Below are 18,320 nucleotides of genomic sequence, written 5' to 3'. Positions count from 1 at the left end.
ACAAGATTAACCCCCTAAGGAGTGAGAATCATCCGGAGCTTCTGCCAATGGCAGTATGGTGATGGATTCGGTTCCCACTCCTTTTTTGCTTGTGAATTTCACTTTACCTTGCATAGCTTCGATGATACGGAAAGTGACCATTAATCCAAGACCTGTGCCTTTATTCTTTTTAGTGAAATAAGGCTCTCCCAATCGGTGCAGGACATCCGCGTCCATCCCTTCCCCGTTGTCTTTGATATGAATAATTACGTTCTCCTCTTCCGCATACACCGACATATAGATAAATCCTTCGTCACGGAAAGATTCAATGCTATTTTTGATAATGTTGATGAAGGCTTGCTTAAACTTCGAGGAATTCCCCTTCACCCATAATTCGCCCGATACATCGAGAATCATTTTTCCTCCATTTAAATGACAAAGCGGCTGCATAATACTCTCAATATGCTTAAATTCATTATACAAATTCAGACTGGAAATCGTCTCAAATTCCGGTTTTGCGAAGGTTAAGAAATCCGTAATGATCCCGGAAGCACGATCCAGCTCACTAAGGGCCATCGACATAAATATTTCCTCTTCACCAACGGATTTCTCGCTAAGCAGCTGAAGGAAACCCCTAGTTACCTGGAGTGGATTCCGCACTTCATGAGCAACAGATGCAGCAAGCTCGCTAATAATTTCCATTTTTTCTGAACGCTGCAATTCGTTGTTAAAACGCTCTAATTCTTTAGAATAGTTAACAACCTGTTGATGGCTATAGGCTAGTCTTCGCTCCAGAATTACGATCAAGGAGATTATGAAGGCAACAATGCCCCACTTCCACAAGAATAAATCATAGTTCCCCTTATGAATGTAATACCACAGTAACTCTGACACTACAGTAAATGCAGCCGTTCCAAAGCCAATGGCAAAAATGATAGCGTCCCTATTCCCTTTAAGCGAAAATATAATCACACATACGATAAGCAAGATGAACTGAAGGATGAGGATGAACCCGATAATAGTGGTGGATACAAAATAATAAAACTCAATATAGCTATTATTCGATAGAAAATTGATCAAAAGACATAGCAAACAAAATGAGGAGTAAATGACTTGAAATTGACGAAAACGACGGACGATCGCATATTTTCCACTGCCAAATATTTTTTCAAATAAAAGAGTAAGCGCCGGTAAAAGTGAGAATAAAGCCAAATCAAGAAATACATTACTAATCGCGCCCAAATTGCTGTAAAAGGTATAAATAAAAGGAGAATAGGTTATCGAGAGAATTCCGGTTGAACCTATTACAACGGCTAGTGAAGCCACACTGGAAAAATAGTCCCTATTAATGTAGAGAGAACTTATAAATAGAACGATAGCCACAAGAAAAAAAGCACAGCCCAAAATCACATCGCTGAGTCCATTTTTAATATAATCATTGATTAACAGGTTGTGTTCACCGATCACTACTTCATTTTTAATTCCGATTCTATCCTGCAGCGTTTCAGTCCAAATGTATAATGTTTTCCCACTATCGCTTTGACTCAAAGGCAACAACAAAGAATAGTTATCCTTAATATAATTACGATCTTCCTCGAAGATTAAACGGTCGTTCACATACACCTTCACATGAAGAGCATATAAAGTATCAATGTAGATTGAAGGGGAGATATAACTAAAGTTAGGTATGGAAATACGAGTCCAAGAAGTGGATACGCCTGATGGCAGATGTGGGATTTCCTTCGTAGCGTTCACATTTATCCAATACTGCTGGTCATTATTCTGAGGAACCACTACGCCGCTGTTTTCGGTTCCATCGCCCCATCTCATCTGCCAACTGGTAATTTCTTGGGATGGATATGGGGTCGCTGCTGATACAACAATTGAACTATATCCTATCAGAAGGAGAGTAAGGGCTATTGCTATATGTAGGACTTTAATCATCAAGCGCATATATGCACCTCAGAAGTAAGTATCAGAAACAATATTCTGTCTGTACTACTTCGCTCAGCCCCTCACTCTTTCCTTCTAAAAAACGGAATTATCATAAATTACTTCTAAATTCTTCTAAGTTCTGGTATTTTTACTATAATTTCAGTCCCTTCCCCTTTCTCACTGCGAAACTCAGTGCATCCCTCCATCGCCTCAATAATCCGAAAGGTTACCATCAGTCCAAGCCCCGTTCCTTTGGTCTTATTGGAGTAATAAGGTTCCCCTAACCGAGCCAGCTCATTCCGGTTCATCCCTTCCCCATTATCATGAACACTGATTATTATATGTTTTCCAGACTTCCAGGCTGTGACTTTAATCAGCCCATTGTCCTTTAAAGCTTCAATACTATTTTTGAGAATGTTGATAAACGCTTGCTTGAACTTGGCAGATGATCCAGTAACGTAAAGTCCTGGCTGCAGGTTAAGTTCAATGACGCCCCCTTGCAGATTCGCTAACGGAGAAAGAATACCCGTCACATGCCTCAACTCTTCGGACACATCAAGCTGCTCTACGGTTTCAAGTCCTGGTTTAGCGAAGGTTAGGAAGTCTGTAATAATGAGCGTAGCTCGATCCAGTTCTGTAACCGCCATTTGCAGATATTCCCGCTCCTTTTGATCTGAACGCTCCCCAAGAATCTGCAGAAACCCTCGGGTAACCTGCAATGGATTCCGTACTTCATGCGCAACCGAAGCTGCCAGCTCACTAATAATCTCCATCTTCTCCGAGCGCTGCAAATCATTATTGAACTTCTCAAGCTGATGGGAATATTCAATAAGCTGTTCATGGTTTCGAGTAAACCTTCTTCCCAGAATGACGATTAAGGCAATTACGAAAATCACCACTCCCCATTTCCACCAATATAATTGATAGGATTGCCCCGATACATAGAACATGACCAGTTCGCTAAGAGACATGAAAGCAAATATTGAGAACCCTGTAGTAAAAACAACAGCATCTACATTCCCACGATTCGCATGAATAAACGCTAAGCTGATCAACAATATAAATTGCACAATCATAAGGATACCCAGCACACTCGTAGTCATCAATCTATAAAAGTCATCCAACTGATATGACAAAAGGATATTAACAACCATTAGAGAAAAACAGAATATAGAATAGACAATTTGAAACTTGCGGAATCGGGTAACGATTTTCTTTTTCCCTGGACCAAATATTTTTTCAAAATAAAATGTAAAGGAGGGCAGAAGCGTATATAATGCTACATCAAAGAAAACAAGTACAATCTCTCCATAATCGCCTAGGATTGTCGGCAGGAACGATGAATACGTTACCACTAACACGCCAATGGATAAAATAATCAGCACCAATAGAAATCCGCCGGAAAAATAACCTTTTCTCATGAATAGCGAGCAGATCAGCAGTACAATCGCAATAAAAATAAGCGTCGTTCCAATGATCAGATCCATTAAGCCCTGCTTTACATAAACAGATAACAGCTCATCGTATTGGCCTACTCTTATTTCGCCGTGGATCCCTAAGTCTTTGCTGCCACCATGGGTCCATAAATATAGCTGTTGTCCTCCAACACTTTTGGACAGAGGAATGAAAACCTTACTGCCATTGAAATTAAAATCTTTTCCGGAATCATATATTAATTCGTTATTTAAATAAGCCTTAACATTATTTCCATATACTTTATCTATGAATAACGCAGATTTATCACCAATTTGTGGTAAAGTAAACCGCAGCCAGGCTGAGGTTGCCCCACTTGGAGTCTCTGGGCTTTTCCCATGAGGCATAACACGAGTCCATTCTTCATCAAGAGCTGCCACAGCTTCTTCAATATGATCTACTTCTATACGTTCAAATTTAATCTCCCAATTGGGCAGCGTAGAGTCTGATGATTCAGCACTCACTATCGCCGTACCAAAAGGGACCATAGCGGTCAGCAGTAGAATTAATAAAAAAGCAGCCGCTATATTGGGCTTTGGCAACTTCATCGTAGCACCTCAGTAATTCATTAGTTGTTTAAACGTTCATATATGCTTCTTAATTTCGACAAGCTTCGCACTATCCCTGCCTATTCTTGTAAATTTTCTCGAAAAAGGACGTTTTTCATCGGCTTTTGCTTTCACCCATTTTTACTAATCCAATACAGACATACCCATTTATTGGATCAGCGATTCGATCATGGTCAAACGGGTAAAGATAAACATAGGAAGTTCAAATTTTATCATAAAAAAGGAGTGAACGGCTATGGATAGTTCACCAAATAAAACTGAAGCTGACTTTGAATATGAACGTTATATACAAGCTGATATGGATGAAGAGGATATTGTTGATGATGACGCAGATCCTGTCTTGGTTGGCGATAAATACTTGGCAGCAGATATTGGTTTAAACTCACCTAAGGATGTAATCGAAAGAGATGAGTTGGTGGAATCCGATGCATATCTAGCCGCTGAAACCGCAGGATTAACCCTAGATGATACGGATTATACTAAGGATGAGGAACTCTTGGAGATGGAAGAAGAAGATCAGCCGCTAGAGGATGTTCCAGATGCAGACGATGTATATCCAAATTCCATTATTGACCCTGCCTCCCCGCCAGTGGATGTTATGCCGGGAACAGACGTTTTGAACGGTTCGCAGGGAGAATAGCAGCTTAATATGAATAAAGCCGCCGGGCTATGAGCCCGGCGGCTTTATGTTGTTTCTAAATAACGACATGCTCATTGAGTTAGCAGTTAACCCTGCATCGTTGTTGGCTGTTCTGCGGGACGAGCAGCGGCGATTTGTGCTTCCAGCTTGCGGGTCTTAACCAATATCGCTGCTACCAGCAGCATCACTCCATTGATTACAAACACCCAGCGAATTGGAATAACCGCGCCCAATAAGCCGCCGATAATCGGTCCAGCCATCGTCGCAAGCTGAGATGCCGCCTGATTCAGGCCAAAGGCCCGTCCACGGAATCCCGGCTCAATTACTTGTACAATCATGGCATTCACTGACGGCAGCACACCTGCATAGAACAAGCCGTAAGCAAAGCGAAGGATAGCGAACTCTACATAGCCCGAAACAAAAAACTGCAGAATATTACCGATGCCGCCCCCGATCAGTCCAATAAATAAGATCATCCCAAAGCCCTTTCGGCTGCCGATTCTGCCCCACTGCGGAGCCATCAGCACCGTAGCAATCCCCACAGCAGAGAACACTATTCCCGAGCTTAGCGAGGCACTATTTTTGGAGATCCCCATGTCCAGTAGATAAATTGGGATTAACGGTTCCAGAATCATAACGGAGAAGGTACTGATTCCCGCCAGCGAGAGCAAAGTAATAAAGGCTCGGTTACTTCTCGCTTCCCTGATATCATCACTTACATGTGACCTTGGAGCCGAACGGTCGAAGTTCTCCTCTTTTGCAAAAAAAGTAGCAATGAGCGCTGAGATAAGTACAATACCCGCCGAGAATAAAAAAGCAATCCGGTTGCTGGTATAATAGCTCACTACACCGCCGATTAATGGCCCAATAATACTACCTGTAGCTCCGGCTGTAGACATAATACTTAAAGCGTACCCCGTCTTATGCTCAGGGGTATTGGTGGCTACCATTGCAATAGCTGCTGGAACAAAACCGGCAAGCAGTCCTTGCAGCACACGCACAATCAAAAAAACATAAGGATCATGTACAAAATAATTAATAAGATATAAAGCTGCCAGACTAAAACCCGAGCGAATAAGCATCGGTTTCCGACCATACTTGTCGGCTAGCGAACCCCAATAGGGAGAGATTAAAGCGCTGGCAAGAAAGGTTATTCCAAAACTAACCCCTGACCAAATCTCCAAATGATTTGAAACCCCAAGTTCGTCGCTCAAAAAAATGGAAAGGAAGGGAATCGAGATCGAATAAGCTGTACTACAAAAGAAAACCCCTATCCAAAGCACGATCAAATTCCGCTTCCACGAAAAGAGCATCCTATGCACATCCTTTCTCGATGTTCTCTTTGGAAACATCCTACCATTGTAAACTTCTTTTTAAGATGTGCCAATCCCAGAAGTCATAACTGACCTTTGCATGTAATAGGACAAAGGAGGTATTATGGGAAGTACCTACGAGATTATTCAATAAAAAGGAGAGATTATTTAGTGAAGTCTACACGAACAAAATCCGCTATTCTTCTGATCATGTTATGCCTGGTCATGGTTATTGCGGCAGGTTGCGGTAACAAGCCAAACAATAACAATGCAAGCAGTAATAATGGAAGCAGCGGATCAGCACCTGGGGAAGGTGCAGCCCCAACTGAAGGCGTTCCTTCAGCTACGGCAAGTCATCCCTTAGTAACCATTGAAATGGAAGACGGGGATATCATCCAAGCTGAGCTATACCCTGAGGTTGCCCCTAACACCGTAAACAATTTCATCTCACTTATTCAAAAAGGATTTTATGATAACACTATATTCCATAGAGTAATTCCTGACTTCATGATTCAAGGCGGCGACCCTGATGGCACAGGTATGGGAGGCCCGGGTTACAGTATCGCCGGAGAATTCTCTGGCAACGGGTTCACCAATAACCTTCTGCATACAGAAGGTGTTCTATCCATGGCAAGATCACAGGCTCCTGACTCTGCCGGTTCCCAGTTCTTTATTATGGATGCAGCTTACCCTAGTCTAGATGGAAGCTACGCCGCTTTTGGTAAAGTAACCGAAGGTATCGAAGCTGTAAAAAGAATTGTGAGCCTGCCTCGTGACGGTTCTGATCGTCCAGATGAGCCACCAGTAATGAAAAAGGTGACGGTCGACACCTTCGGCGTCACTTACCCAGAACCCCAAAAGGTTCAGTAATTAGGAATAAGCAGAAGCGACGTTACCGTCCTCGAAAGAGGATAAACGTTTCTTGTAGAAATAAAAGAACATAAAAAACTCGGCAGTCCCTCCGAAGTTGTAATCGGATGGAGCTTGCCGAGTTTTTTTACAGCTTATCCCCGCAGCGATCTTCTGGTAAGTGCATGTTGACCATTACGCAGGAAGGTGCTGCGGCTATTTCTTAATAGCGCTATCCGGTCCTCTGCAAGCTGGTTCGCAGCGGCATAAGTAGGTATTCCGTTCAAACGGGAAATTTCCATTACGCGGGTAATATTATCGTAAATCTTCGCCACCTGCTTAAAGGCACGTTCCTTATTATAGCCGTTCAGCTCGTCCGCAATATTAATGACGCCACCTGCATTAATCACGTAATCTGGAGCATATACAATCCCCATCTCATGAAGTGCATCACCATGCGAGGAATCCTTCAGCTGATTATTAGCAGCTCCTGCAATCACTTTCGCCTTGATTACCCGTAAGGATTCGTCGTTAATTGTCGCTCCAAGAGCGCAAGGAGCATAAATATCACAATCTACACTGATGATATCGCCTGGATCTACAGCCTTAGCGCCATAGGCCTCTACTGCACGTTGAACGGCTGGTTTATGGATGTCCGTTACGATAAGCTGTGCTCCTTCTTCATGAAGATGTTTGCACAGTGTAAAGGCCACGTTCCCCACACCTTGAACAGCTACTGTCTTCCCTTCGAGCGAATCACTGCCAAAGGCGGCTTTAGCGGCTGCCTTCATTCCTTGGTAAACACCGTAAGCCGTTGCTGGTGACGGATTGCCCGAAGAACCGTACGTAGGTGAGGTGCCAGTAACATAATCTGTCTCTTGATAAATAATGTTCATGTCCTCTTCCGTAGTCCCTACATCTTCAGCAGTTATGTACCGTCCATTTAAACCTTGTATGTATCTTCCGAAAGCACGGAACATGGCTTCATTTTTATCCTTCTTGGGATCTCCAATGATTACTGTTTTCCCACCACCCAAATTCAGGCCGGATACTGCATTTTTATAGGTCATCCCTTTTGCTAATCGAAGCGCATCAACAATAGCTTCCTCTTCCGTAGCGTAGGTCCACATCCGTGTTCCACCCAGTGCTGGTCCCAGTGTCGTGTCATGAATCGCGATGATCGCCTTTAATCCCGATGCCTTATCCTGACAAAATAATAATTCCTCGTAGTCGTCCCGTTCCAATGCTGCAAACAATTCCATCTCCAATATCCCCTATCCCTTTGTCATATTCCTCATGCTGGTTCAAAGTTCATGCAATTAGAAGAGGATCAGTTGGATCCCCTCCCAAAATATTGTAGCAGAATACGCCGTAAAACAAAAAGAACTCATGTCACCATCTTAACTACTGATGGGGCATGAGCTCTTTTTATCCAATCTACTCTCATAGACAACTGTCAAAATGCTTTACAGTTTAGCAATCGTCTCTGTAAGTACCGGTACGATTTGTGATTTACGGGATACTACACCTTTAAGAAGGGCTTTATTGTCATCAAGCTTCACGTTGTACGCCTGTTCTACTGCACCTGCAACACGGCCCAGAGCCAGACCCACCGAATCGTTGTTGAGGATATCTGTAACTACGAACAGGAACAGATCCAATTCTTTTTCAGCAATAATGGAAGTCAGTGCAGTTTCCAGTTCAGCCTGCTTGGAGAGTACATCATTAACGTCAACCGCGTTCACTTGGGCGATTTCTACTTTGTATTCACCCATTTTGAATTCCTTAGCATCCAAGGAGATCAGTTGAGCGATACTCTTGTCGCTAAGATCAGCACCAGCCTTCAGCATATCAAGGCCGTAGCTTTCTGCATTTACACCAGCGATTTCAGCCAATTCGCGCGCTGCCGCTACATCTTCAGCGGTGCAGGTTGGAGATTTAAACAGCAAGGAATCAGAAATGATTGCAGACAACATCAATCCGGCGATGTCTTTAGGGATAGCTACACCGTTTTCTTTATACATTTTGTTAAGTATAGTAGCAGTACAGCCTACTGGCTCAGCACGATAGTATAACGGATGTGCAGTCTCAAAATTAGCGATCCGGTGATGGTCGATAACTTCAACTACACGCACTCGATCAATGTCATTCGCACTTTGTTGGCGTTCATTATGGTCAACAAGAATAACCTGATTAGCTTCTCCAGCTACGTTCTCTACCAGACGAGGAGCCTCTACTCCGAAATGATCAAGCGCAAATTGCGTTTCACCACTAACGTCTCCCAGACGAACTGGCTCAGCATCCCAGCCTAATTCTTTTTTGAGTGCTGCATAAGCAATTGCCGAACAAATAGTATCCGTATCCGGATTTTTGTGTCCAAAGACCAATGTTTTTTCCATTTCCAATCTCCTTACTATGTTTTAGTGAGATTAATATACCATACATTGATAGCGGCTTCCAGATTGTGCGGGCTGAAAAATTGGTTTAGCCTCTCCCACCTATGGTTGTTCACGTCTGGTCTTTGGAAGCGGATCTGGTTTGGACTCACCATGCAGCGGTTCATTATCGGAGAAAAGATCAGGATTCTCTTTTAGCATCAGGCTTAAAATATCCGTCGTTTCTACTGTTCCACACACTCTAACTAGCGCATCCCCGAAATTCCCCTTACGCATGGCACCGCCTTCCTCAAGCTCGCGTTCCACTTTCCAAAAATGCTCCGACCAAGAGAGACCACAATGTCTGCGAGAAGGCACCATGATTTCATCGCCACCCGGCGTCACAGTATATAATTCCTCATGACTATCCGTCATTCTGCCCGGAATATCCACCCACTCTTCAATACCGTGAATGAACGTATTCCGCCGCAGATCGACGCCCAGCAGTACTATTTCCGCCTTACGATCAAGCAGCTTGCCCCATACTGAACCACGGGCGCATGGCGTATCCCAACGTTCATCCCCTGCAGTAAACGCCTCAGCATCAACACCCAAAGCCGCTACAGAATGAGTCGGATGCCAAGAGCGAACAACGCCCGGACGTTTTCTGAACAGCTCCGGTAATATCCCAACACAAGATGGGGAATCTTGAACAGAGAAGCGTGGATTATCCGCATTAATATAAGCCCATGTATGCGTTGGCAAAACAAGCAGCCCGTCCTTCATATATTCGCTGAGTGCATCCAGCACCGTGTTCGCACCTCCTTCTACTTCGCCAACACTTTTTAACGAGGAATGAACTAGAATGGTCCCCCGTGGATCAATCTCCAACTCCTGTAATTGTTTCATCAAGCTTGTTGTTGTGTGCACTTATACTCTCTCCTTATGTATGAATTAAATTTCATGAAACATTAATATCCACTTGCAAAAGTTTGTTATTACTATTAAAATTATAGTAACTTAATAATATTCACCAATAATTCTATCGATATTAAAAATAATCCACAAACCCTAAGCATTTACACGGAGGTAACTACCATGAGCTTAACGTTAAAAGGACTTCACCATGTCTCAGCTATTACTGGCAAAGCACAGGAGAACTTTAAGTTCTATACAGAGGTACTCGGACTTCGTCTCATTAAAAAAACAGTAAATCAGGATGATATTTCAGTGTACCATTTATTCTATGGAGATGAGAAGGGCAATCCCGGAACCGAATTAACCTTTTTTGAACTTCCGATGGCGGGCCGCAACCGCGAGGGCAATAACAGCATCTCCGCCCTCTCCCTTCGAGTCCCAAGCGATGCCGCACTTACCTATTGGGAGCAACGCTTCACCGAGCTTAACGTGGAGCATGGGACGATACAGGTACTTGGTGGACGCCAGACTTTATCCTTCCGCGATCACGAGAGTCAACGTTTCATTCTCGTATCCGACGAAAATGATAACGGTGTTGCCGGCGGTACTCCTTGGGCTAAAAGCCCAGTGCCTGCCCAATATGGCATTGTAGGCTTAGGTCCCGCACATCTCACAGTCGAAAGTGCAGAACATACAGCGGTGGTGCTGGAGCAGTTGCTTGGCTTCCGCCGTATAGGAACCTACCCTTCAACAGTTGCCTGTCAGCCAGATGTGATCGTATTCGAGACCGGTGAAGGCGGGTCAGGCACTGAGGTACATCTGGAGGAACGCAATGATCTGGATCAAGAGCATTTGGGACGTGGCGGGGTACATCACGTCGCCTTCCGCGTCGATAATGAAGACGAATTGAAGCAATGGATCGAACACATCCGCCAGGCACAGCTTCCTAATTCCGGTTTCGTCGACCGCTTCTACTTCCGTTCCCTCTATTTCCGTGAGCCTAACGGCATCCTTTTCGAGCTAGCTACAGACGGACCAGGCTTTGCTACAGATGAGCCTATGGAAAGTTTAGGTGAATCGCTTGCGCTGCCGCCATTTCTGGAATCGAAACGCCAGCAAATCGAGGCGTATCTGAAGCCGCTGGATACTCGGCAATAAACCTCTTTCAGGTTACTAAATAAAAGGTGTGAGACGCTTATGCGCTCACACCTTATTTTTTTATTGAAGGTTAGTAGCTTTCCCTACAATATCTAGTAGCTCCGAGAGGTTTCGAATTTCGTATTTTGGCTGAACGCCGGACTCATTAATCTTACCGAGCGGGTTAAACCAGCAGGTATCAATCCCATAATTAATTCCGCCTTGAATATCAGAGGTTAAGGAGTCACCCACAATCAATACTTTTTCTTTATCCTCAATCCCCAATTTGGCAAAAGCGTAATCAAAAATCCCGGTCTCTGGCTTCTGACATCCTGCCTCCTCTGAGATAATGATCTGCTCAAATGTATCACTCAGCAGCGAGCCTTGGATTCTGGAAGTTTGCACATCCTTGATTCCATTCGTGATAATCGCCAGGCGGCACTCTGCAAGCTCTCCGCATAGCTCGATCGCTCCCTGCATCAGAAAGGTTCCTTCGCCTAAGAAACGTAGATACGCCTCACTAAATGATTCAGGATCAAGCTCAAGCGCATGTGCAGCAAACAACCGATTGAACCGCTCTACCCGCAGCGCCGCAGATGAAATCCTTCCTTGTTCTAAATCCCTCCACAATGCGTGGTTAATCTCTTGATAACTGGCAGCATAATCTGCTGCACCTGTGGGCATCCCAAAGTGTAGAAAGGCATTAGACAACGCGTGACTTTCTGCCATTCCATAATCAAACAACGTATCGTCGGCATCAAATAAAATAACATCGTATTTCATAAATATCCCCCAAAGAGCTTTTCTCAACAAGGTACTACAGCGATGCTGGCAAGTCAACTTCACACCTCTCACGACAAAATTTTACTTTTTTAAGGTAGATTTAATCGATCTGTGGTATTTTAAAAAGAAAACGGTGGTGAGCGTCATTTTATACGTTTTATCATTTCTAATGTCATTTCTTATCGTCTACTTTCTAATTCCGCCGCTCGGCAAGCTTGCTTTTCGGCTTGATTTTGTGGACAAGCCTCGGCAGGACGTTGAGCGTAAAATTCATAGAGAGCCCATTCCGCTAACGGCCAGCTACGCAATATTTCTCGGATTTTTTGTTACTTATCTGGTGTTCGCGCGTGATTTCTCCATGGAGACTGTCGCATTATTTGTTGGTGGAGTACTGTTGCTGACCATAGGCACGGTGGATGATTGGTACAAAACGAAGGGCAAAGATTTCCCAGCTCTGCCCAAGTTAATTGTACAAGTTAGCGCAGCGATCCTGGTTTATGCTTCTGGCAACGCCTTTACCGGATTTTACAATCCATTTTCAGGTGATTATATCATTTTGCCAGTCATTCTATCGTTTCTGCTGACGATTATCTGGATCTTCGGCGTAACCACTGTTATTAATTTCTCGGATGGCATGGACGGTCTAGCTGGTGCCTTGACGGCCATTTCGGCGGTTACGTTATTCGTAGTCGCACTGGCGAAGGGTCAATCCTCATCTGCCATTATGGCAATTTCGCTGATTGGCGTTACGCTTGCTTATCTGCGCTACAATAAGCCGCCCGCCAAAATCTTTATGGGCGACGCCGGGGCAACCTTTCTCGGCTTCATCCTTGCGGTAATCGCACTCGACGGCGCGTTCAAGCAAGCCACCGTCCTGTCGCTGTTCATCCCTATTCTGGCGCTGGGCGTACCGATCTTCGACAACATTTTTGTCGTAGTCAAACGTTTCATCCAAGGCAAGTCCATTTATCAAGCCGATGCCACCCAGGCTCATTACCGCCTGCTTCGGGCAGGCCTGAACCAGAAGCAGGTCGTTGCCGTGCTATGCCTGATTAGTGTTTGTCTATCCTTATCCTCTATCATTCTGCTGCTGATTGAGACCTAATGTATTAGGGACTAAGGGCATGTCTCATATACTGAGACTGCCCTTTGAAGTTATAAAAAGAGCAAGATTCCGATATGGAATCTTGCTCTTTTTGTGTTTGAGGGTATTCTAGAGTAGCGAGAGATAGCTAAGATGCGATAGTTTGCCAGAGCTTGCGAGATCTACGGGATCTACGGGATCTACGGGATCTACGGTGATCTGCGGTGATCTACGGTGATCTACGGTGATCTACGGGATCTACGGAATCTACGTAGATCCATGGCCAACTCCGCAGCTTTTACTCTTACGGACTCAGTCGCCGTTATTCGTGGATTTGCGGCCATTTAGTGGTGATTTCGGACTCCAGAGACGCTATCTACCCAAAATGGACTCATATTCAGTCTATTTCTACCCAATAGCTGCATTGGAGTCCGATAGCACGCAAATTAGAGTGATTTGTTACTTTTAGCGACTCCTGTGTCCTTTAGCACCCTAACTCCAAATACATCAATCACCCATCGTTCTCTTGCGTAAACTCGGCTAATCTGCGATAAATTCCAATGATCTCTCCCATCGGCATTCTAACTAATCCACTAGAAGAGGGTGCAACGAATTCACGGACACCATCTACCTTTGGAGGCTCGCCCCCTTGAAATCCCCAGTTAGCTTTTGTTCTGCGACTAAACTCTGTATACACACCCTTACCTACAAAACAGGCGACTTGAGGCCGATATTTCTCCAGCTTGGAGCGAAGCAATTCACGACCCTCCTGGTATTCTTCACGAGTAATATCGTCGATTCCCCGTGTGGGACGGGCAACAATATTTGTAAACCCATAGCCCAGCTTTAGCAAGTCCCCGTCCTCAGACGCATCATACAACCGGGGAGTAAGTCCAGACTGATGTAATATTCTCCAAAAATTATTCCGCGGATTCGCGTAATGATGTCCTACCTCACCAGAACGGATACTAGGGTTGAACCCAATAAATACAATCTGTAATCCGTGATCTAAGTGATCTGGAATTTCATCCATGTTATTATGCCTCCTAACCAAACGTCGATCTAGTTCAACTTACGGGGTATACACTTTAAGACATGAAGGCGGTATATGACCTGCCAACCAAACCTTATTACCCGCATTATAAAAGGTTGCACCCATTTGACCCGCTCTAATCGTATCAACGGTTAACAATATCAATTTCCCTCTGCGACTTCCGGCTAAACTGGCAAAATGAGTCCCTTCAGACAAATGAACATACTGCCGTCCCATCGATTGGAGTCCCTCCTCCAAAATCACAGAAAGCACACCAGAATGAGTTCCGTGAAAAAGTACAGCAGGCGGAGTCCCCGGCTCATAAGTGATTTTTGTATGGCTATGCCCGTACCGGGCTTTGATCCGGTCATCAACGATTTCCAATCGTTGCTTGTCGCAGCCTGCGACCACTTGCCGAATATCTCCCACAGTCACCTCTGACCATCTAGGAGTGCTGACAATAACAGACAGCAAATCATTCAACCTACAGGAACCATCCTCTGGATCCAAAATAAGACCATATTGCTCCGGGGTATGCCGAAGCAGCTTAGTCATAAATTTACTTAACGACACTTCCGCTGTATTGCTTAACATTATATTTCCACCTCAATGTTCCCTATTTATATTATTCTACAGTAAAAGATCTGCCGAAGCAGACTCCAGAGGCATTACAGCAATCGCACATCCATGTATTACCTCTAAATATGTAAAAAAAGACCATGGACTCTTTCGTCCATGGTCGGGCTTCACCTAAATACAGAACTCCTTACCAGTTAATACAGCGATGTTATTTTACCGGAACGAATATACTGGCTCTGAGGCTGACCTGAAAGTCCCATTTCATCCTTAACCTATCTCCAAAAGCATATTCCAACTATCCAGTTTATGTCAACCAGTAGTCTTTTATCTTCTGTAATCTTTTACTTACCTTATTCTTAGCTTATTTCAGCAATGCTTTCAATTCGGGCGTCATATCTGATTCTTTTAACATTACAAAATCGCTATAACCCTCTTTGTACATCAACTTCACAATGTAGTTGCCATTCTCAACACCATAATTGAAATGATGGTCCAAAACATCTGTTAATAAAACCTTATCCTTCGTAACAGCCGTACGATTCTTTTCACGTGCAAGCGCTACTCTTTGTTCAGGACTAGTAGGGTTCTTAGGTGTTTTCTCATCCATATAATCATCTTTTATAATCTCTGCCGATTGGATATCTTCAGCTGTTATTCGTATTTTATCGGCATAACCTTTTTCATTCATCCATTTCTCTAACTCATGAAAAGTTGACTTCCACGGATAATAATAACCATAATCTGTAGAAACTTGATTACTGTTCTCTTTTACCTTTACCTCTACTTGGATATTAGCCACATCAGGTTTTCCGTCCTTATCTATCTGTACTTCGTAGGACATATTCGAAATTTCGCGTTTGATAATCTGCTTTAGCTCTGAAATTTCCCCGGGATCCGAGATGGCTACTTTTTTATTCCTGTTAGTAACCCACATAAAATCCAGGTCTTTGTCTAAGAGAGCTAAATTATACTTTTCATACTTGTAAGCTTCGGTATCCTTAACCGCTTTTAGCTCTGATTCAAACCCCTTTTTAGGGATCCAGTATTCCCTCACTAGCTTGTCGCCGTTCTCCAATTGATAAGCCAGAGTAAAATATTCATAAACATATTGTCGTGACGTATGATCTGGACGTACTGCAACTACCGTTTGATGAAGTTTACGGACAGCTTCTATATAATCTTTATCATCGGAAAAAGGGTTCTGCCCCATGTAGGGTGTAGTGTACAAATCATCCGTTGGGGTATACAACCGGTAGTTAGCTCCCATATATACTCCGCTAATCTTATCACCGGAAGGCACTCTGGCTTCATACCCCGTAACACTTGATACCGGGATATACAGAAGTAACCCTATCATTACCGCATAAACTGCAAACTCAGCTACCATTTTACGCGTCATAATCTGCCATGTTTTCCGAATAATCATTTCTGCGGCAACATAACCAATAATGGCTCCGATGGCATATCCACTAATCACCCAGCCCATTTGCTGTTGCTTCATTTGTGCAAAATAATTTCCGGAAATAAGCATAGTACATAACATAACCCCTGCTTTAAACAGTGGATTGAAATATCCAAAAGCAATAGCCTGACCCGCTTTTTCCGTATTACGTTTTCGATATAAAAGGTAAGATAATCCAATAAATAGAAGTGCCAATACCCCATAAATCCATAATTCTGTATTTGTGAAGGGTTTGCCGGTAAAATAATACACGATATGAACAAACGGAGACCAGACTTGCAAACTAGAATCACTGAAGTTTACATTTGCATTTGCATATCCATAAAGATACATGACTAAATGGCTATTGATTAATGAGATCAGTACAACAGGAAGAATAAGCAAAATATAAATGATAATTCCCTGAAGAATAGATTGGCCCGTACATATTCCCACAAAAACACTAAAACAGAAGAGGAACAAAGTCAGAATACTAACTGTGATACACCATTGCCAAATATCTGCGCCTTGAAAAATAAAAAAATTCCCACTCCATGGCTTAACAACGGCAACCACCCCAGCAGTTAACCAAACAGGCAGCAACAGTAAGGTAAGTCCACTCGTCAGATGAGCTGTAAATAAATGCTCTCTGCGTAAAGGCAGGCTATGCCAAAGATCTGCGGGTGATTTTGCCTGAAGGTATCGGAATAAGAATAGTCCTGCGGCAACTGGGATTGTAATGATAAACAAGGCTTGCACACTACCAGCTATGCGAAATAAATGATCAATTTCCTGCGGTTTTGCATCCGGATTGTTGCTCATGAAGAGCTGTAATGGAAGAGCGAATAATAAGCCGAGTGCATATATAATCCCTATCCAGCCATGCTGGCGGAAGTTCTGGCGAAAAACACTGCTATTAAAGTAGTAATGGCTGCGCGTCATATCCGACATCCCCCATTTCATAAATAAAGATCTCTTCTAACGTTAATGGAAGCAAATCGAATACGTATGGCTCGTACACCTGAAAAGCCGCTTTGATCCGTTCACGATCCCCTTTTACAATATATAGGTTCACACTTCCCCGGCGCTCTTGATGCAGAACTTGTAACTTGGCAGCTAACGGAATCTCATGCCGTTCATCCCGAAACGCCACTTGAATCTTATGTGTATCCGCCTTAAGATCATCCAGATCCTTCTCAATCAACATCTTCCCACCATGCATAATCCCGACATGATCGCACAGATCTTCAATCTCACGAAGGTTATGCGAAGATATGATTACCGTCAGCTCGCGTTCAGCAACCTCCTGAAATAGCAGGTTTTTGATCTGACGCCGCATCACCGGATCTAATCCGTCAATCGGTTCATCCATAATCAGCACATCCGGCATACAGCTTAAACACAACCAGAATGACGCTTGCCGCTGCATCCCTTTGGAGAAACGACTGAGTTTGCGCTTTTTATCGAGCTGAAATACGGTTCCCAAATCTTCAAAACGCTTCTGATTCCAGCTCGGATAAATCGAGCGATAGAAGGCCGCCATTTGCAGCATGGTCGATTGTGGGAAAAAATAAGGAGCATCCGGCATAAAAATAACCCGTTGCTTAGTCGTCGGGTGTTCGAATACTGCTTCACCATCCACCCGCACGGTCCCCTTATCTGGAGAGTAGATGCCCGCCAATGTTTTGAGCAGCGTAGTTTTGCCCGCGCCATTAGAGCCGAGCAGCCCATAAATTTTTCCTTTATGTACCGTTAAAGAGATATCGTCGACTGCCTTCTCGCCTTGAAATAACTTGCTGACTCCTCGAATCTCAATCATCACTCTTCCCTCCTTCTCTTTGCTTCTCCACTTGTTGGTACAAAGAACTAATCTCAGCTGCGGTGAACCCAAGGTATACCGCCTCCGCCATCAGCCTCAGCAACTCATTCCGGACTTCCGCTTTTTTGATCGCATTTTGTTCTTTTTTCATTGGGGCTACAAAACTTCCTTTCCCCTGTAATGAATAGATATACCCCTCACGTTCCAATTCACGGTAAGCCTTCTGAATCGTATTGGGATTCACGGTTAGCTGCTGGGATAAAGTCCTTACAGAAGGTAGCTGTTCATCCATCTGCAAAATACCATGCAGAATCATCTCCTTGACCTTATCGGTCAGCTGCTCATAAATCGGCTTCCGACTACGAACGTCCAGTTCGAACATAACCTTCCTCC

16 protein-coding genes are annotated in these 18,320 nt (G+C 43.8%); 4 read left to right on the top strand and 12 right to left on the bottom strand.

Annotation, left to right across the window (positions count from 1 at the left end; genetic code table 11):
• Window positions 1-6: 6 nt before the first annotated feature.
• Window positions 7-1,923: a sensor histidine kinase gene (locus NSQ66_RS04615; RefSeq protein WP_235219388.1), complete on the bottom strand. Its 1,917-nt coding sequence runs from the start codon at window positions 1,921-1,923 to the stop codon at window positions 7-9.
• A 113-nt stretch (window positions 1,924-2,036) separates the two neighbouring features.
• A complete protein-coding gene (locus NSQ66_RS04610) occupies window positions 2,037-3,935 on the bottom strand; it encodes a sensor histidine kinase (RefSeq protein ID WP_036676638.1) in 1,899 nt (632 codons plus the stop codon).
• 256 nt (window positions 3,936-4,191) lie between these two features.
• Between NSQ66_RS04610 and NSQ66_RS04605 the strand changes: the two genes are divergently transcribed.
• On the top strand, window positions 4,192-4,596 hold the full coding sequence (locus NSQ66_RS04605; protein ID WP_051490926.1) for a hypothetical protein: 405 nt from the start codon (window positions 4,192-4,194) through the stop codon (window positions 4,594-4,596).
• 86 nt (window positions 4,597-4,682) lie between these two features.
• Here the strand turns inward: NSQ66_RS04605 and NSQ66_RS04600 are convergent, their stop codons facing one another.
• Window positions 4,683-5,909, bottom strand: coding sequence for an MFS transporter (locus NSQ66_RS04600; RefSeq protein ID WP_036680852.1), 1,227 nt, complete (start codon window positions 5,907-5,909; stop codon window positions 4,683-4,685).
• 210 nt (window positions 5,910-6,119) lie between these two features.
• Between NSQ66_RS04600 and NSQ66_RS04595 the strand changes: the two genes are divergently transcribed.
• Window positions 6,120-6,779 carry a peptidylprolyl isomerase gene (locus NSQ66_RS04595; RefSeq protein ID WP_051491160.1) on the top strand — a complete coding sequence of 220 codons (660 nt, stop codon included), beginning with the start codon at window positions 6,120-6,122 and terminating at the stop codon, window positions 6,777-6,779.
• Window positions 6,780-6,913: 134 nt separating this feature from the next.
• On the opposite strand, the gene NSQ66_RS04590 is transcribed toward NSQ66_RS04595, so the two are convergent.
• The 3 genes from NSQ66_RS04590 to NSQ66_RS04580 all read right to left on the bottom strand — a co-directional run bounded on the left by NSQ66_RS04590 (window position 6,914) and on the right by NSQ66_RS04580 (window position 10,063).
• Window positions 6,914-8,020 (bottom strand): Glu/Leu/Phe/Val dehydrogenase, encoded by a 1,107-nt coding sequence (locus NSQ66_RS04590; protein WP_038568887.1) that lies wholly within the window; start codon window positions 8,018-8,020, stop codon window positions 6,914-6,916.
• A 204-nt stretch (window positions 8,021-8,224) separates the two neighbouring features.
• Window positions 8,225-9,157, bottom strand: coding sequence for a manganese-dependent inorganic pyrophosphatase (locus tag NSQ66_RS04585; protein ID WP_036680844.1), 933 nt, complete (start codon window positions 9,155-9,157; stop codon window positions 8,225-8,227).
• 99 nt (window positions 9,158-9,256) lie between these two features.
• A complete protein-coding gene (locus NSQ66_RS04580) occupies window positions 9,257-10,063 on the bottom strand; it encodes an AAC(3) family N-acetyltransferase (protein ID WP_052096796.1) in 807 nt (268 codons plus the stop codon).
• Between the two features lie 168 nt (window positions 10,064-10,231).
• Here NSQ66_RS04580 and NSQ66_RS04575 point away from each other — a divergent pair, with 168 nt between their 5' ends.
• Window positions 10,232-11,209, top strand: a complete 978-nt coding sequence (locus tag NSQ66_RS04575; protein WP_038568883.1) for a ring-cleaving dioxygenase — start codon at window positions 10,232-10,234, stop codon at window positions 11,207-11,209.
• A gap of 60 nt (window positions 11,210-11,269) precedes the next feature.
• Here NSQ66_RS04575 and NSQ66_RS04570 read toward each other — a convergent pair whose 3' ends face one another.
• Window positions 11,270-11,971: a YjjG family noncanonical pyrimidine nucleotidase gene (locus NSQ66_RS04570; protein WP_036680840.1), complete on the bottom strand. Its 702-nt coding sequence runs from the start codon at window positions 11,969-11,971 to the stop codon at window positions 11,270-11,272.
• A gap of 169 nt (window positions 11,972-12,140) precedes the next feature.
• Between NSQ66_RS04570 and NSQ66_RS04565 the strand changes: the two genes are divergently transcribed.
• Entirely contained in the window at window positions 12,141-13,076 is a 936-nt protein-coding gene (locus NSQ66_RS04565; RefSeq protein WP_038568881.1) for an MraY family glycosyltransferase, read from the top strand.
• A 490-nt stretch (window positions 13,077-13,566) separates the two neighbouring features.
• Here NSQ66_RS04565 and NSQ66_RS04560 read toward each other — a convergent pair whose 3' ends face one another.
• The 5 genes from NSQ66_RS04560 to NSQ66_RS04540 form a co-directional block, all read right to left on the bottom strand.
• A complete protein-coding gene (locus NSQ66_RS04560) occupies window positions 13,567-14,088 on the bottom strand; it encodes a mismatch-specific DNA-glycosylase (RefSeq protein ID WP_036680837.1) in 522 nt (173 codons plus the stop codon).
• 39 nt (window positions 14,089-14,127) lie between these two features.
• On the bottom strand, window positions 14,128-14,682 hold the full coding sequence (locus NSQ66_RS04555) for an RNA 2'-phosphotransferase (protein ID WP_036680834.1): 555 nt from the start codon (window positions 14,680-14,682) through the stop codon (window positions 14,128-14,130).
• 346 nt (window positions 14,683-15,028) lie between these two features.
• Window positions 15,029-17,050: a hypothetical protein gene (locus tag NSQ66_RS04550; RefSeq protein WP_339279602.1), complete on the bottom strand. Its 2,022-nt coding sequence runs from the start codon at window positions 17,048-17,050 to the stop codon at window positions 15,029-15,031.
• Window positions 17,025-17,927: an ABC transporter ATP-binding protein gene (locus NSQ66_RS04545; RefSeq protein WP_076104214.1), complete on the bottom strand. Its 903-nt coding sequence runs from the start codon at window positions 17,925-17,927 to the stop codon at window positions 17,025-17,027. Before NSQ66_RS04545 ends, NSQ66_RS04550 begins: the two co-directional genes overlap by 26 nt.
• Window positions 17,920-18,309, bottom strand: a complete 390-nt coding sequence (locus tag NSQ66_RS04540) for a GntR family transcriptional regulator (RefSeq protein ID WP_339279599.1) — start codon at window positions 18,307-18,309, stop codon at window positions 17,920-17,922. The genes NSQ66_RS04545 and NSQ66_RS04540 overlap by 8 nt, the downstream gene beginning before the upstream one ends.
• Window positions 18,310-18,320: the final 11 nt, after the last annotated feature.

The organism is Paenibacillus sp. FSL H3-0329, from assembly GCF_037963285.1.
GTDB lineage: Bacteria > Bacillota > Bacilli > Paenibacillales > Paenibacillaceae > Paenibacillus_AQ > Paenibacillus_AQ odorifer.
Note: the sequence above shows the minus strand (reverse complement) of the source record. Positions and strands in the feature narration are given on the sequence as shown.